Annotated in this window: 15 protein-coding genes; 5 read left to right on the top strand and 10 right to left on the bottom strand. The window is 45.6% G+C overall.

Annotated elements, in window-relative coordinates; translation table 11 throughout:
• Nucleotides 1-2: 2 nt before the first annotated feature.
• The 8 genes from QUA36_RS22150 to QUA36_RS22115 form a co-directional block, all read right to left on the bottom strand.
• Nucleotides 3-2555, bottom strand: a complete 2553-nt coding sequence (locus QUA36_RS22150) for a penicillin-binding protein 1A (RefSeq protein WP_333459128.1) — start codon at nucleotides 2553-2555, stop codon at nucleotides 3-5.
• A 239-nt stretch (nucleotides 2556-2794) separates the two neighbouring features.
• Nucleotides 2795-3805, bottom strand: coding sequence for a chlorophyll synthase ChlG (chlG, locus tag QUA36_RS22145; protein ID WP_006633316.1), 1011 nt, complete (start codon nucleotides 3803-3805; stop codon nucleotides 2795-2797).
• Nucleotides 3806-4096: 291 nt separating this feature from the next.
• A complete protein-coding gene (locus tag QUA36_RS22140) occupies nucleotides 4097-4579 on the bottom strand; it encodes a DUF29 domain-containing protein (RefSeq protein ID WP_333459127.1) in 483 nt (160 codons plus the stop codon).
• A gap of 25 nt (nucleotides 4580-4604) precedes the next feature.
• On the bottom strand, nucleotides 4605-5309 hold the full coding sequence (locus tag QUA36_RS22135) for a helix-hairpin-helix domain-containing protein (RefSeq protein ID WP_333330837.1): 705 nt from the start codon (nucleotides 5307-5309) through the stop codon (nucleotides 4605-4607).
• Between the two features lie 35 nt (nucleotides 5310-5344).
• Nucleotides 5345-5467 carry a hypothetical protein gene (locus QUA36_RS22130; RefSeq protein WP_333459126.1) on the bottom strand — a complete coding sequence of 41 codons (123 nt, stop codon included), beginning with the start codon at nucleotides 5465-5467 and terminating at the stop codon, nucleotides 5345-5347.
• 51 nt (nucleotides 5468-5518) lie between these two features.
• The gene (locus tag QUA36_RS22125) at nucleotides 5519-5866 is read right to left on the bottom strand and encodes an NINE protein (protein ID WP_333149719.1); all 348 of its coding nucleotides are present in this window, start codon (nucleotides 5864-5866) and stop codon (nucleotides 5519-5521) included.
• 94 nt (nucleotides 5867-5960) lie between these two features.
• Entirely contained in the window at nucleotides 5961-6173 is a 213-nt protein-coding gene (locus QUA36_RS22120; protein ID WP_333459125.1) for a hypothetical protein, read from the bottom strand.
• A gap of 353 nt (nucleotides 6174-6526) precedes the next feature.
• Nucleotides 6527-8119 carry a type II CAAX endopeptidase family protein gene (locus QUA36_RS22115; protein ID WP_333459124.1) on the bottom strand — a complete coding sequence of 531 codons (1593 nt, stop codon included), beginning with the start codon at nucleotides 8117-8119 and terminating at the stop codon, nucleotides 6527-6529.
• Between the two features lie 214 nt (nucleotides 8120-8333).
• Between QUA36_RS22115 and QUA36_RS22110 the strand changes: the two genes are divergently transcribed.
• The 3 genes from QUA36_RS22110 (at nucleotide 8334) to QUA36_RS22100 (ending at nucleotide 12255) form a co-directional block, all read left to right on the top strand.
• Complete coding sequence (locus QUA36_RS22110) at nucleotides 8334-9695, top strand: histidine phosphatase family protein (RefSeq protein ID WP_333459123.1); 1362 nt, start codon at nucleotides 8334-8336, stop codon at nucleotides 9693-9695.
• Between the two features lie 357 nt (nucleotides 9696-10052).
• A complete protein-coding gene (locus tag QUA36_RS22105) occupies nucleotides 10053-11366 on the top strand; it encodes a dihydroorotase (protein ID WP_333459122.1) in 1314 nt (437 codons plus the stop codon).
• 133 nt (nucleotides 11367-11499) lie between these two features.
• Nucleotides 11500-12255 (top strand): 4'-phosphopantetheinyl transferase superfamily protein, encoded by a 756-nt coding sequence (locus tag QUA36_RS22100; RefSeq protein WP_333459121.1) that lies wholly within the window; start codon nucleotides 11500-11502, stop codon nucleotides 12253-12255.
• A 178-nt stretch (nucleotides 12256-12433) separates the two neighbouring features.
• Here the strand turns inward: QUA36_RS22100 and QUA36_RS22095 are convergent, their stop codons facing one another.
• On the bottom strand, nucleotides 12434-13174 hold the full coding sequence (locus QUA36_RS22095) for a response regulator transcription factor (RefSeq protein ID WP_333457018.1): 741 nt from the start codon (nucleotides 13172-13174) through the stop codon (nucleotides 12434-12436).
• Between the two features lie 535 nt (nucleotides 13175-13709).
• Between QUA36_RS22095 and QUA36_RS22090 the strand changes: the two genes are divergently transcribed.
• Nucleotides 13710-14456 carry a creatininase family protein gene (locus tag QUA36_RS22090; RefSeq protein WP_333459120.1) on the top strand — a complete coding sequence of 249 codons (747 nt, stop codon included), beginning with the start codon at nucleotides 13710-13712 and terminating at the stop codon, nucleotides 14454-14456.
• A gap of 367 nt (nucleotides 14457-14823) precedes the next feature.
• Here QUA36_RS22090 and ndk read toward each other — a convergent pair whose 3' ends face one another.
• A complete protein-coding gene (gene ndk / locus QUA36_RS22085; RefSeq protein WP_333035325.1) occupies nucleotides 14824-15273 on the bottom strand; it encodes a nucleoside-diphosphate kinase in 450 nt (149 codons plus the stop codon).
• Between the two features lie 766 nt (nucleotides 15274-16039).
• Here ndk and QUA36_RS22080 point away from each other — a divergent pair.
• Nucleotides 16040-16516, top strand: a complete 477-nt coding sequence (locus tag QUA36_RS22080) for a hypothetical protein (RefSeq protein ID WP_333459119.1) — start codon at nucleotides 16040-16042, stop codon at nucleotides 16514-16516.
• Nucleotides 16517-16563: the final 47 nt, after the last annotated feature.

The following is a 16563-nucleotide window of genomic DNA, read 5'->3' as shown; positions in this document are numbered from 1 at the left end:
GTTTAATATCCCGGTTCTTGATAAGCTGGCTCTTCATAAGCAGGTTCTTGATAAGCAGGCTCTTGATAAGCAGGCTCTTGCGGTGGGTAATACCTCGGTTGAGGATTGGGATTGTAAGGTACGATCGCACCATCCTCATTCACAATCATCCCCCGAATAATCCTCTTAGGCTCCACCGGTTTGGCCTTAATACTACCTTTGCGGCCCTCCAACTCCGGCAACTTTGGAAACTTCTCAACCGGCATTCCCTTAACAGCTTGACTCATAAAATCGCGCCAATTATACGCCGCCGTACCGCTAGTTCCCCAAGTGGGATAATTGTCATCATTTCCTAGCCAAACCCCAGTCACCACCTGTGGAATGTAACCAATAAACCACAAATCCCTGACATTTTCCGAAGTACCAGTTTTGCCTGCTACAGCGCGATCGTTTAAAGCAGCAGGCCCCCCCGTACCGTCTTGCACAACACCCTCCAACATCCAAGTAGTAATCGCAGCACTATCCTTATCCAAAACCCGCTTCGGTTTAAAATTAGCCTGATAAATCACATCTCCCCGCTGATTAATCACCCGCTTAATGCCGTGGGCTTCAATAAAATTCCCTTGCGCGGCTAAAGTACCGTAAGCATTGGTTAACTCCAGCAAATTCACCTCCGAAGAACCCAAAGCCAGGGAATAAATCGGACTCAATTTAGACTTAATTCCCATATCGTGGGCTAATTTTATCGTCGGTTCAAACCCCACATCCATCAACACCTTCACAGCTACGACATTCACCGAACGCGTCAAAGCATCAGACATCGATCGCCAACCGCTAAATTTTTTGCCATAATTATTCGGTTGATAGCCGTCGATAATAATTGGTTCATCTTCGTAACCGTCATAGGGAGAAAAACCAGCCGCCATCGCCGCGGCATAAACCAACCCTTTAAACGTCGATCCGGGCTGCCGCAAAGCCTGCGTAGCGCGATTAAATTCACTTTCCTTAAAATTTCCCCCTCCTACCAGGGCTTTAACTTCCCCAGTCTTAGTGTCCATAGAAACTAAAGCGGCCTGTTCAAAACCCTGACGGCGGCCATCAACTTCGATCGCATCTTTAACCACCTGTTCCGCTATTTTCTGCCACTTCAAATCCACCGTCGTCTCAACAGTCAAACCGCCAGCTTCCAAAGCATCCTGAGAAACATAGTGAGGCAATTCCTTCCGAATGTAACTAGCAAAATAAGGCGCGACTACTTTAAATCGCTTCGGGGCACTTGGTTTAACGGCGATAGGTTCCGCCATTGCCTGCTTCGCCTCAGCCTCTGTAATTACCTTCGCTTCCTGCATTTGTTGCAGCACCAGATTGCGGCGTTTCTTAGCAATATCGGGATTAACTAAAGGCGAATATTCGCTCGGTGCCGGTGGCAAACCCGCCAAAGTTGCCATCTCTGCCAAAGTTAATTTATCTACTGTTTTGCTAAAGAAAACCCAAGCCGCATCCGCCACCCCGTAAGCATCCGAACCCAAATAAACCAGATTTAAATACCGTTCTAAAACTTGGTCTTTACTCAACTCTCGCTCTATTTTCTGAGCTAAAAGAGCTTCCCGGACTTTCCGCCTAATACTTCTTTCCTGATTGAGAAAAACAACGCGAGCCAATTGTTGCGTAATTGTACTGCCGCCTTGCACTAAATCTCTTTCTATCAAATTAGAAACAATCGATCGCACAATACCTTGATAATCCACCCCGCGATGTTGGTAAAAACGGCGGTCTTCTATGGCAATAAAAGCTTTAACCAACAGTTCGGGAATTTCTTTAAGTTTCAGTTTATCTCTAGTTGCAGGTCCCGACTGCAACAAAATCGTATTATCTGCCGCCTTAATTGTCAGCGTTCCGTCGCGGTTAAAGGCTGACAAATCGTTAACATCCGGCAAACCTTTGTCTAATGTGTACAAAATCCATAAACCGTAGATTAAAGCGCCCCCGCCTATACTTGCCACACCTAAACTTATCCAAAATCTAGGGCGGCGGGGGATACGTTTTTTAGTATTTTCCTGCGGTGCGCTATTTTCCTGTAGTTCCGTATTTATCTGCAGTTGGGTGTTTGGCGATGCGCTATTTTCCCGCAATTCCCTACTATCCGATTTTTGGGGTGATTTAGTTCCCAGCACACTTAATCCCGGCCGCAACAATTCTTTTCCCTTGGTTTGCAAGCTGGTAACTTGAGGTTCAATTTCCAACCAAGCGATTAAGCGCTTCAATCCTTGCCAATTGCGATTGACTATTGGATATCGAGCGTATTCTGGCTCTAAATATTCCGACTCTAAATATTCTGACTCTAAATATTCTGACTCTTCTAGAGGTGCAGCATCTTCTGATACCACATACTCGGATCGCTCATCCCTTGTCCGTGTAGAAAATTCCGCCTCCGATTCCGGCGAGTTGAGCTTATTACCCTTCGCAGGCTTCGGCGGTTCTCGATCGGAATTACCGCTTATTGCGTTAGTGACTTTGCTCAATGTATCTTTGATATTTGAGAAAAATTCTGCCACGATCAGACCTTCAAACCTCATCAAGTCCGATTAAAAATTAAAAATTAAAAAAGCTAGCCTTCTTCAATTCTTAATTTTTAATTCGACATTTTTTCTTGAATAATACGCTGCCTTGAATTAGATTCTTTGAATTAAAAACTTTTTAATTCACAACTCGAAATTCAAAACTTTTCTTAACGCTGCAGAGCTTGGTATTTTTTTGAGAAGTGAATTAGGTTTTTTGAATTCAAAATTTTTTAACTCAAACCTCAAAACTCTGCTTAACTCGCATGACCCAGTGCCAAGGCTGCTACCAGCATACCCAAAACCAGGAAAGGCTGAGCACTTGCCTGATATTTAACATCATTTTCCAGGGGATTACGCAAAAAGTACATATCCTGAAAAGTAATTTGGGGAATTATCAGCAGCAGCAGAATGACAGCGTAAAGGTTTTGGTGGATGCTGATCAGGTAGCCTGCAATCCCAGCTTGAAAGATGTCGATCATCAAAACGCAAATCCAAGCTGCGGTGCTGATGCCAAACATCACTGGTAAAGATTTTAACCCTAATTGCCGATCGCCTTCAACACTTTTGAAATCGTTGACGATCGCAATCCCCAGCCCTGCCAAACTGTAAAACAGGGTCAAGATCATAATCGTGGGATCTAGTGTACCAAACAAAGCTTGACCCGCCCACCAAGGCAGGGCAATGTAGCTAGCACCCAGGGCATAATTTCCCAACCAGCCATTCTGCTTCAGTTTCAGCGGGGGCGCAGAGTAGATATAAGCTAGAAACGCGCCGCCGAGAGTCAAAACAGTCATTATCGGGAATTCATGACCCGCCCACAAGTCTAGAGCATAAGCCACCCCAATGCCAGCCGCTAATAATACCAAAATTTGCGTTACTACTTGGGGAATCGAGATGATACCGGAGGGAATCGGACGGTAGGGCTCGTTAATGGCGTCGATGTCGCGATCGTAAAAATCGTTCAAAGTTTGAGTGTACCCGGCCAGCAACGGCCCTGACATCAACATACAAGCTGCTGCGATCAAGAAATTCTCTAGGTTCCAAACATAGTTTCCAGAAGACGCAGCCCCGCACACCACGCCCCAAATTAAGGGAATCCAGGTAATCGGTTTCATCAATTGCAAGCGAATCTTCCAGATGGAAGTTTCCCCGCTAGCAGCCCCTTTCATGCCCAACAGTTGCCGAGTTTTGGCACTGCGGTTTTCGGTAGCAGCACTTTCCGGTGCAGCTTCTGGGGAGATTTGGGATGGAGGAGAGTCAGACATAATTTGATGTTAGCGGTACTGCTACTATTGTGTCGTTTTGCATTTCAATAATAATTCAGATAGCTTACCACTGATATTTAAGGCAGATTCTGGAAAACTTACCCTGGTTTGGAGTTGATGCTAGGGAAAAGTACGAGTTTCACAATATATTGAGATATCATTATTTTGTGTAAATGTCAAGATAATAAATACTTTTTTATAATTTTGCGCTTGCGCGCCTGCTGGGGGAGATTTTTGCCCGCAGGTGCATTTAATGTCAATTACCAGGAGGCGATCGAGTGTTTTGCCATACTACCCTTGAATCATCTCATCTGGCAGAAAATCTGGCAAAAATTCAGAATCTAGAACCTCGACAGCAGTGTAGATACATAATTTCGGAAACGTCTCTACAAGCAATCCAGTTTCAGCGCTTGCTTGTTCTGCTGCATCCGCATAGCATTGAGCCAATACCTCTTCAAGATATGGTTTGAGACTGGGGGAATCTTTCAGAGCTTGGCGAATGTGTCTGCGATGTTCGACAATGCGGCCTTTCCAACTACCGCTTCTTTGATCCGGTTGAAATTGCCACTTGAGCAAGTGCAGGAGAATTACCACCAGATTACTCTCTAAACTCCGGCGTTCACTTCGCCCCATGTCTTCTATTTCTGCAATCAGATTTTCCCAGTCGATGTTTGAATAGTTGCGAACCCGCAACTTTTCCACAGTGGTTTCCATCCATCTCAGGTAATCTGTATCATACAATTTTTGTGGTTCAACTTCTGATTTTGTTGTCATAAGCTGTTCGTGCTAACAACTGAAATTAACAAATATGGCGATAGGAATCAAAAGGCAGTCCCGTCCGTCGCTTGACTTCGACAACTGATTTGTAAGCGCCTTTTCTCTGCCTTTCTCTAACTATTTTTTCCGCAACATATCGATCTAAACCGCTGGCAATTAACTCTTCCGGCGAAAGAATATTTAACCGTTTCCAAGTGAACTGCAATTCTTTTTGATAATTGTAGCTGAAGCAAATCATCGGGGCGATGCGTCTGACGTGACTTTCGGGAACTCCGGCTATTTCTGATAACTCTTCGGCGTGGGTAAAAATGTAGCCTTCGTTTTGCAAAGATTCAATATCGTTGGCGTAGACGATCGGCAAACCCAAGATTCTGACCATATCGTCTTTGGTACACTCGTTAATATCTATTTTGCCGCGCACGTTTGCCAGTTCTTCGGCATTTGTCGCACTCGCCGGAACCAGTAAACCTCTGGGTGCGGTTTTGATGAGATAGCGCTTTTTCAAACTAAAAGCAGTAACAATTTGAGCAATCCACACGATCGTACCCAAATTAGTTGAAGAAGATACCGCTAGTGCTGCTAAAGTAATGGCAACACCCCATCCCATCCAACTACGAATATTTGACTTTTGGCCTGCATAGGCGATCGCCAATCCGCCGAAGTAGGGAATAAAAGCATACCACACCCAGTTTGGAGTTTGACGCAGCCAGTATAAATCTTGAGACACTTTAGTTATATCCTTAAATAGCTGTGATCTCACACTTATTTCAATCCCACTTTTTTAACAATGGGCTTCCTTCTTCCTTCTTCCCTCGGACTGACATCCGTTACATCCGTTACATCCGTTGCCGAACTTCCTTCTTCCGACTTCCATCGGACTGACATCCGTTACATCCGTTACATAATCCGTTGCCGAACTTCCTTCTTCCTTCTTAATTACAATTCTCGCAGCAATTTTTGGCGTTTTTCTTCATATTCTTCGGCGGTAATTGCGCCCATATCGTAAAGTTTTTTTAATTCGCCGATCGCCCCGGTTACATCTTTTGCCGCTCTGAGGGCATACCCAGATGGCAACGTGCCGCCATTGTACTGAACCTGAAAAGCTTGTTCCGACATCAGCAGCAGACCGATAAAATCGAAAAATGCGATCACTGACGGAATTAATGTCCAAGAAAATAACAAGTATAATACCCCTGCTAAGTTGTTACCCAAATAAAATTTGTGAACTCCGAAACCTCCTACAAAGAAAGCTAACGCAACTGCTACGGTTTTATCTTTTACCATTTTTACTTTCCCCAGTTTTTTATTTTAACTTCCGCGATCGACCTTTAACTATCGACCTTTCACGATCGAGCTAAGTAATCTTACTAATTTTTACTCATTTACTTGGGTTTTTGCGAAACTTAGACATCGCAAAATACAGCAGAACTATACCGACTTGAGCTTGTAGAATCACCAAGTAGCCTCTCAAAAAATAATTTAGTTCGCTGCCTGAATTGAGAGAAAATATTAAAATGCCCAAGGCTGCGTAGGGTGCGAAACGCATCCAACTCGGCGTTCCCTCTAACTTGTGGCTGTTCAAATTGCTCATTGGGTTTAAGCCTCATCCTAAATTAAAATTTAGCTATCAATTAGCCGGATTGTCAACTTCCGTTTGGTACGATCGCCCGCGTCAGTCTCTCAATCATCAGCCGACAAGATATTACTTCCATGTTAAACCAAGTTTTTCCGCTAAAGTAAGGGAACCGGGCGGGCAGATCTGGATCTGTGGCTGAGATTACAGATTAGGGTGAACCCGCCCCTATAGGAATTCCGGTTATTTTACCGGGCTAGATATCAGGGGCGAACCGAACACCATAGTGCTGTTTTTGGCAAGAGTCGATCGCCCTGACGAGCACTGTCAAAAAAAACCGATTAATTCACAATTATTAACAACCGCCCGAATTAACTCGCGCCGCCACCCAAAAGAAACAGACTCAGGAGAGTACCGCTGTTCCAAAGACTGTGGAGAAGCATAGGAGCAAGGAGATTGCGCGATCGCGTGTACACAAACCCCAAAACCGCACCCAAAGTCGCCAAAGGCAGAATTTCAGAGACACTCAAGTGAGCCACCGCAAACAAAAAAGCAGAAGCTGCGATCGCTCCCCAAACAGGCAGATAGCGAGTCAGAGAAGGCAGTAGAAAGCCCCGAAACACAATTTCCTCAAAAACCGGAGCCGCGATCGCAGCAGTGCCGAAAAACACCGCTAAAGCCACGTTGTCTCTACCTTCGAGAACGATCGGCAAAATCGGATTACTGCCACCTTGTCCCTGCCAAAATTGCTGATTAATCAGCGACACCAAAACTACCAAAGGCAAAGCAACAAAATAGCCGCCAAAACCCCACAAAAACCAACTTCCCCGCCAATTAATCCGAAACCAACCTTCAGGCAAAGGCAAAAAAGACTTGATCGAAAAATACAGTACCGAAAGCCCCCCAGCCGACAGCAACAAATAAGTAGCAAAGATATAAAAAGCCTTGTCGCGCGGGTCAAAAGTAGCAGGATTGAGTTTTAAAACAGCCAGAGAAACTGGCAGCAACAAATAGGGAATCAAGATTTGCCCGACAAAGAAAAAGCCGACCACAAGCACCTGCCAAACAATCTCACCGTCCCAAGGCACATCCCAAGTCAAGCTCGCATTTCGCGCCAACACCGGGCCGGAACCTGCTGTATCTAACTGCTTCCGCTGCAACAGCCACTGCACGGTCAAACCAACCAGCAAAACCGTACCAATACAAAGTGCGATCGCCGGAAAGCCAACTATAATTGCCAACTTTTCTACAGCTTGCTCAGCCGTTACTTGCTCTGCTGCTTGCAGCGCCGCCAGATCTTTAGAACGTTCTTGGAGCTTGTAAAGTTGAGCTAGAGCGCGATAGCGAAACCAGCCATCCAAAGACTTTTTAATGCGCGGCTCGGCATCCGGCAGTAGTTGAGCCGGATTGCTCCAAATTCCAGTTAAAACTTGAGCAGTTACCACCGAAGCATCGTCATCAATTTTAGTTTTGTAGCGCTCAACTAAATTTTTCCAATTTTGCAGCGCCGCCTCAGTTTTGCCACTGCTTGCCTGCAAAATTCCCAATCGCAAGTCAAGTTCGTTTAGCAGCACAGACTGTTGATTGATAGACTCTGACAAAGCCTTGTTTTGAGCCAAATTCAGAGTATTATCTTCAGACTTGGAGGCGATGGTAGACTGAATTACTTTAAATTGTGATTGACTTGTTTCGAGACTTTTGCCAGCCGAGTCTCGCGCTTCTTGATATTGCGTCAAAGCCGTATTTAAAGGATCTGCACCGACAATATTGTTGCGCGCCGAACTTAAATTAGCACTCTGATTATTTTCTCCTTGCCACTCCGAGGCGTGCAGCAGCAAATTTGTCTGGTAGAGTTCCAGCCGGCTTTGAATTTGCGGCTGATTCCAACTAGCAAGTAAAGATAAACCGACCATGGCGATCGCGATCGCCGTTAAAATACCTAAAATAACCCGCTTCAGTGTCATTCCTGCTTTTCCGTCCCGCGCGAATCCGTGGCTAAATCTTTTCCGTCTTTCATCATAGGTCGTTGCAGACGAGAGTACCCCCACAACTGGTAAAATTTCACTGGCTCATCTTTTTGACTCGTCTCGCACCCGAAGACTGGGTAAGGCGTGCACCGCGCACCCGAAGCGCGTAACAGGCTAAATCTAAAATCTAAAATCTAAAATCTAAAATCGAATGACTCGCATTATCTTAGTCCGTCACGGCAAAAGCACATACAATCAAGAACGCCGCATCCAAGGCCGCCTCGATAAATCAATTTTGACAGAAGCAGGCCGCAGCGCCGCCCTGCAAGTAGGCGACACACTCAGCAGTATCGCCTTTGATGCCGCCTATACAAGTCCCCTGAAACGAGCCAAAGAAACAGCAGATATCATCCTGTCGCGCTTGACAAATCCGCCACAACTCCAGCCAACTGATAATTTGATGGAAATCGATTTGCCTCTGTGGGAAGGAATGCTCCGCCAAGATGCGATCGACAAATTCCCCGCAGCATATCAGCAGTGGCAAAAACAGCCCGACAAATTTTCCATGAAACTGCCATCTGCTGACGGAGAAATCGAACACTTTCCCGTATTGGCAATTTTTGCTAACGCTCGTCATTTTTGGCAAGAACTTTTATCGCGCCACCAAGACGGCACAATTCTAGTAGTAGGTCACAACGGAATCAACCGCGCTCTCATCGCCACCGCGTCGGAAATTACCCCGGATTACTATCAATCAATTCAACAGTCAAATTGCGGAATTAGTGTCATTAATTTTGGCCCTTCCCCTGTTACCAACGACAAACTCGGAGAGCCAAAAAAGAAAGTTGCAGTTCAATTAGAGTCAGTGAATTTAACTTCCCATACCGGGGAAATTTTTCCCAAACCGAGGGACGGACACCAAGGCCCGCGATTGTTGCTGGTGCGTCACGGCGAAACCGACTGGAATAAAGCAGGTAAATTTCAAGGGCAAATAGACGTACCTCTCAACGAGAACGGTCGTGAACAATCCCGGCGAGCAGCAGAATTTCTCAAGGATGTAAAATTAGATTTTGCGATCAGCAGTTCCATGCTGCGCCCGAAAGAAACTGCGGAAATTATTCTCAAATATCACGGCGGTTTGCAACTGGAACTCCGCGATGAGCTAAGAGAAATCAGCCACGGACTTTGGGAAGGAAAGTTTGAATCAGAAATCGAACAATCCTATCCGGGTTTGCTCGAAGAATGGAAAACATCTCCTGAAACAGTGCAAATGCCCGAAGGAGAGAATTTGCAGCAAGTTTGGACGCGGGCGATCGCATCTTGGCAAGAAATTGTACAATCTGTTTCTGGTACTGGGATTGTGGTTGCTCACGATGCCATTAACAAAGCTATTCTCTGCCACCTATTCGGCTTGGAACCAGAACATTTCTGGAAATTCAAACAAGGAAACGGAGCCGTTAGCGTGATTGATTATCCCCACGGCCCCGATGGTTTGCCGGTATTGCAGGCGATGAATGTCACAACTCATTTGAGCGGCGGCGTTTTTGACAAAACAGCAGCCGGAGCACTGTAATCGGTAAAGTGCTGGGCGCGAACCCGTAGATGTACCGGTCTGCTGTTTGACGATTAGGCCTTCGATCCCCCCTAGCCCCCCTTCTTAAGGGGCGGACAGGAGCCTTCTCAAAGTCAACCCCTACTCCCCTTTTTAAGGGGGATTTAGGGGGATCGAGACTCGTGTCAAAGCGAAATTTATCAAAGCTTTTAGGCTTAAGTTAACACCAATGTCCACCGCTACACTTCGCCCGCCTAAAAAATGTTTGAATTTTTATAGCAACTGCCAAGATGGTTAGGACGTTCTTAATTACTGAAACCGTTGATTTTATTGCTTCTTCCTTCTTCCTTCTTCCTTCTTCCTTCTTCCTTCTGTTATATGAGCCGCGAACTGCTACAAAATGTACGAGTGCTAGATCCAGTTTCAGGGAGCGATCGCATCGCTGATATTCTGATTGCTGAAGGTAATATCAAAGCAGTTGAGGAAAAAATTGCTGAGTTTCCCGCTGACACAGAAGTGCGGGATTGCCAGGGACTGATTTTGGGGCCGGGGTTAACTGATATCTACAGTCACAGCGGAGAACCGGGTTTTGAGGATCGAGAAACCCTGGAATCCTTGATGCAGGCTGCGGCGGCTGGGGGTTTTACGCGAGTGGCGATTTTGCCGGATACCTCCCCACCTGTTGACAATTTGGCTGGTTTAGCTTTGTTGCAGCAACATATCCGCAATTTGTCGCCGGGGCTGCCCCGCTTGTATTTTTGGGGCGCGCTGACAGCGGGCGTTAAAGGTCAGCAGATGGCCGAGTTGGGCGAGCTGGCCTCCTGTGCAGTGGTGGGTTTTGCGGACGGTTTGCCGCTGTCTAATCCGGCTCTGGTGAGGCGTTTGCTGGAGTATATCAAGCCTTTGGACAAGTCTGTGGCTTTGTGGCCGTGCGATCGAACTTTAGCAGGAAAGGGCGCGGCGCGGGAGGGCGCGGTGTCGGTGCGCTTGGGTTTACCAGGAATTCCGGCGAGTGCGGAAACTTCGGCTTTGGCGGCAATCCTAGAGTTGGTGGCATCTGCGGGCACTCCGGTACACATTATGCGCGTTTCTACGGCGCGCAGCGTGGAATTGATTCGAGATGCGAAGGCGCGGGGTTTGCCGGTGAGTGCGAGTGTGACTTGGATGCACTTGCTGTTGAATGTCGGGGCAATTTCAGGAAACTCTCAAGATTCCGGCGGGAGAAATGCTCTGACTGCTTCGTTGGCCTACGATCCGAATTTACACCTAGAACCGCCGTTGGGCAATCTCAGCGACCAATTAGCGCTGATTCAAGCTGTGAAAGATGGCGTAATTGATGCGATCGCGATCGACCACAACCCGCATACTTATGAGGAGAAAACTGTGGCTTTTGCTGATAGTCCGCCGGGGGCGATCGGCTTGGAATTAGCTTTGCCTTTACTGTGGCACGGACTGGTAGAAACTGGCGAGTTTTCGGCTTTGGAACTGTGGCGGGTTTTGAGTACCCTGCCGGCCGTTTGTATCGGGCAAACCCCCGCGACGGTTGCAGCGGGAGTCTCTGCTGAGCTGATTTTGTTCGACCCGCAAATGAGTTGGACTGTTGACGGGCAAAGTCTGAAGTCGCGATCGGCAAATACGCCTTGGTTGGGACAGCAATTAGCAGGAAAAGTTGTACAAAGCTGGATTAATTGATTCTTGCGATTGAAATTCATCTGTTGTAGAACAGGCATCTTGCCTGTTTCTCAAAGTAGAACAAAAGTAGAACAGGCATCTTGCCTGTTTCTGGGAATGCTGGATGAGGTGACTCAGAAAAGAAGATAAATACATGATTGCTGCTTTTGATTCGTGGAATTCTCCACCGCTAGACTTGACATTGGATCTGGGCGAAATTCATGTTTGGCGTGTGTCTCTGGCTCAAACAGAATCTTGCTTGCAGAGTTTACAACAGACTCTCTCAGCAGACGAGCGGACAAAAGCCGAGGGTTTTCACTTTCCCAAAGGTCGATCGCAATTTATTGTGAGTCGTGGCGCGCTGAGAGCGATTCTGAGTCGTTATCTTAACATAAATTCTCACATTTTGCGCTTTGACTACAATCCCTACGGCAAACCCTCCCTCATCGTCGCCCAAGGTGGAAATACCCTGCGTTTCAATTTGTCTCACTCAGGAAACATGGCTCTAATTGCAATTACCAAAGAGCGAGATATTGGTGTCGATATTGAAGGCATAAATCCCAACTTTCCTTGCCTGGAAATTGCTGAAAAGTTTTTTTCACCCTTAGAAAATTCTGTGTTGCTTTCGCTCCCAGAACATCTCCAACCCAGAGCTTTTTTCACTTGCTGGGTTCGCAAAGAAGCATACATTAAAGCAGTCGGCAAAGGACTTTCTATTCCTCTGAATCAGTTTGATGTCAGCCTAGAACCAGGAAAACCAGCAGCACTGTTAAATGTTGAAGACAACCCCGAAGAAGTATCGAGATGGTCTTTAATGGAATTAATTCCCAGTTCAGATATGGTGGCGGCTGTTGCGGTTGCAGGAGATTGCTCGAAACTTCATTGTTGGCAGTGGACAGGGGAGTTGTGAGTTCTACCGATCGCCAAGGGTAAAAAATAACGGCAACGGTCGCTGGAAGATATCTACTGGTTGCACCTCCAAGCTATTGTATTGCACACACTCCATAGACAAATAAGGACACAAAAAAAGTTGTGTCCTTATTTGTCTATTCGACTGCAATTTGCCACCCTACAACAGATTTTAAAATTTAACCAAATCGATACCCAAATCCGCGTACCGTAATGATATATTCCGGTTGACCCGGATCTATTTCCAACTTTTCGCGTAGCCAGCGGATGTGAACATCAACTGTTTTGCTGTCTCCGATAAAATCTTGACCCCAAATTTTTTCCAGCAACTGATCGCGAGACCAAACTCGCCGGGGATAGCTCATAAATAGTTCTAGTAAGCGAAACTGTTTAGGAGAAAATTTCACTTCCAGACCGCGAACCAACACCCGGCACTCTTCAGGATACAGAGTTATGCTCTTATATTGCAGCGTCCTCGGTTCCGGTAACCGACTGAGACGCTGGCGCCGCATCAGCGCCCGACAGCGAGCGATAAACTCCCGCATTCCAAAAGGCTTGGTCAGATAATCATCCGATCCGGCTTCGAGGTAAAAAGCGCAATTGTTGGCACTTCCTCTAGCACCGATAATCAAAATAGGGACGGGATTTCCTTGATGCCGTAACATTCGACACAAATCCAAACCGTTAATTGAATCCATAATTAACAGGTTGAAGGCAAATTCACCGTGGTATGACGAAGAAGCCTGTACAGAAGGCAGAGCGTTGCGCCCGTCGCTAGTAACCACCACCTCATAGCCCTGTTCTTTAAGGGCTAAAGCTAGCATTTCCCGTAACAGATCTTCACCTTCCAATAACAAGATACGGCCGGCTTGTCCAACAGCCAACCTTGAAGGACATTCGCTTAATTCAGCAGAAGACATAAATATCAGTGGGAGTGATGTTTGTATGTGGCTAGCGCGAGGTACCTTCTTCAGTAGCTGAGGCACTCTCGCGCTGCGATCGCTTGTACGAAGGATCGCCATTTGTTCAATCGCTTAGAATCTTTCGCCAGTCCATCCCACAGACACGCGCTCGACCTTTGCTACTTGCTCATGCAAGGAATACAACCGTAGAGCAGTTGCCGGAGCCGCGCTGTCTGCCTGGGTCCAGGCCACAGAAGTCTGGTCATTTTTCGGGGTCGGTGTTAATTTCATAAAACATTGCCCGCTGTTAATTGACCACATAACACCCAATCTAGAGGGATATGCTTGTTATACTACTCTTAAAAGGTTATTAAAAGGTAAAATTTTGGTAATCAATTGGTTAAATTATTAACGTTAAGTAATATAACGGTAAAGTTGCGATCGCACTTTAGAGCTTTTTTTAATAATACAATAATAAATTGACCAAAAGTCTTTTTTTCCCGTGCCCGCTACGATCGACGATAGCAAGTAAAAATTCTGTAGACTGCCTATCATGTTGCTGCATTTGAGTACCTGGCCCGAGGTAGAAGCTTATCTCGAAAGCTCGCGAGGCATAATTATCCCGATCGGCTCCACCGAACAGCACGGGCCCACCGGCTTGATCGGCACTGACGCCATTGCTGCCAAGGCGATCGCTCGCGGTGTCGGCGAAGCTGCCAATGCCTTAATCGGCCCGACAATTAATGTAGGGATGGCCTTGCACCACACCAGCTTTCCCGGCACAATCAGCCTCCGACCGCAGACGCTGATACTCGTAATCAGGGATTATATCACATCTTTGGCAAAAGCGGGATTTGAGAAATATTTCTTCATTAACGGTCATGGCGGCAACATTGCCACCATGAAAGCAGCATTTTCCGAGACTTACGCGCATTTGTCTGACTTAAATTTACCAAATGCCGATCGAATCCAGTGTCAAATCGGCAACTGGTTCATGTGCGGATCAGTCTACAAACTAGCAAAAGAATTGTACGGAAACCAAGAAGGTTCCCACGCCACCCCCAGCGAAATCGCCTTAACCCAATACCTTTATCCAGAAGCAATCAAGCAAGCTCCGCTTTCGGAACAAGTCGCTTCCGGGCACAAAATTTACGGTGCCGCTGACTTCCGCCGCCGATTTCCCGACGGCAGAATGGGTTCAAATCCCGGCTTAGCAACCCCCGAACAAGGTCAGCAGTTTTACGAATTAGCAGTCAAAGAATTGACTAATAATTATCTGGAGTTTTTAAGTTCCGATTAACATTTTTTCTTCTCGTTACCAGGAAGCTCCTGGTAACGAGGAAAAATCTCAAACTATTCTATATTTTACAGTTATGAGTGAGTCCGCGACATGATATTTCATATCTATTCCGGCTACCCCGGAATGATATCAAATTCGCGCTTCATCGTCGGGCGTAAAGTCTAATAAAGCTGCCAATAAATAATTCGCGCAATTTTCATTTTTTTAACATCGAGTCAACAGTCAACAGTCAACAGTCAACAGTCAACAGTCAACAGTCAACAGTCAACAGTCAACAGTCAACAATTACGGACACTGCAACCGGAATCGATATCATCTATCTTAGAAAGACTATATCTCCCGATTAACCATCGGGAGAATATCAAAACTATTCCACAATCCAAGGAGTTAAACAAGGTGTCCAAGCACTCAATTCTTCTTCCTTGAACCAAAGGCTAATTTCCGCACGGGCAGTCTCGACAGCATCAGAACCGTGAATCAGATTACGGCCGACATTGACGGCAAAATCTCCCCGAATTGTCGCAGGTTCTGCATTCAGAGGATTTGTGGCGCCAATGATTTTTCTCGCCGATGCCACAACGCCGTCGCCTTCCCAAACCATCGCCACTACAGGGCCTGAAGTGATAAAGTTTACCAATCCAGCAAAGAAGGGTTTTTCTTTGTGAACATCATAATGTTGTTCCGCTAGTTCGCGACTCGCCGTCATTAGCTTCATACCAACTAGCTTAAAGCCCTTGGCTTCAAAACGACCGATAATTTCGCCGACGAGTCCGCGCTGTACGCCGTCGGGCTTAATCGCTAAAAAAGTCCGTTCCAAGATTAACTCCTATAATTGTGTTAACTGATCCAAAAGATAGAGTAACTCACAACGCACCTAAAGGCAATTCTGAGAATTGGAAATTGTCATTTTGAGGCTGATGACCGCAGGAAGAATGAAGAAGGAATAAGAAGAGGGAAGAGAAAAGAGGGAAGAAGCAATAAAAGCAAGGGTTAAAAAAACCGGGTTTCTCATAAAAATTTTTGTTTAGCAGCGATGAATCTCCGAAGAAACCTGGTTTCGAGACTCCTATGCGTCTAGGAATGATTGGCAGGGATCATCCCGATTTTGTAAAAAGCATTTTTTAGCAGTTTGAGCAGAATGCTCATTTGCCTATATTAAGTTAATCAGCCTTTAAATTATCGGTCAATAAATAATCAAACTTTTGTGGCGTGGCTTTGAGCAACGCCCGAAATATCCAATCTAAATGTATAGCAACCCTAAATCATTCGCGTAATTATTGTAGGGGCAATCCCCCCGTGGTTGCCCCGATAGATAGGGGGTAGGCAAAGAAAGGTACTACCCTACAAATTTACATGAATGATTTAGGATTGCTATAGAACATTGTATGTCTAGCGAACAAGATGCTCGATCTTCTGGCACAATATGATACAAGTCACAATTTCCTGTGACGGAAAACACTCTTACCTATGATATCAAATACAAATATGTATGATAATAAACACAATTATTTAGGCTCGAAAATATAGATAATTAACAGAGTTATGAAGATTATCTTGACAGGAACCATTTAGGCGAAAAAAGTATGAAAGCAATTGTAGCATTCATTGAACCGAAAAAGCAAGAGTTTGCAAAATTGCCCTTGTTTGACTTTCTAGCCAATAAACACATTCACGCGAATCAACGGCTAATTTTTGCACCTGTACTCGCTCCTTTGGCTGTGGGATTGAGCGATTTAAATAAATATGTATTGCGAGAATCTTCTAGTAATAGCAAAGTTCAGGAACTCATTAATAAATATACTTATAAAAAAAACTATTACTGGCACGACTATCTAGAATACCTAGAGGAACTAGGCTTAAACCAATTAATGAGTTACGGCGACTTCAGACTGCTTTGGGGTGAAGAAACTAAAAAAACTCGATCGCTCTGTTCAGTGCTTGAACGCTACGCTTGGAAAGCCTCTCCCATTGAGAAACTGGTGTTAGTGGAAGTCCTCGAAGGAACGGCAAAAGTTTTTTTTGAGGCGGCGCTAGGGCGTAGGTACAGTATTAGAACTTGACAAAAGTAGGAAAGCATGATAAGTGAATTTAGGAGCTTGTTAAATCC

The sequence above is a fragment of the Microcoleus sp. Pol10D4 genome (assembly GCF_036701555.1).
Lineage (GTDB): Bacteria > Cyanobacteriota > Cyanobacteriia > Cyanobacteriales > Microcoleaceae > Microcoleus.
This window is presented reverse-complemented; position numbering and strand designations above follow the sequence as displayed.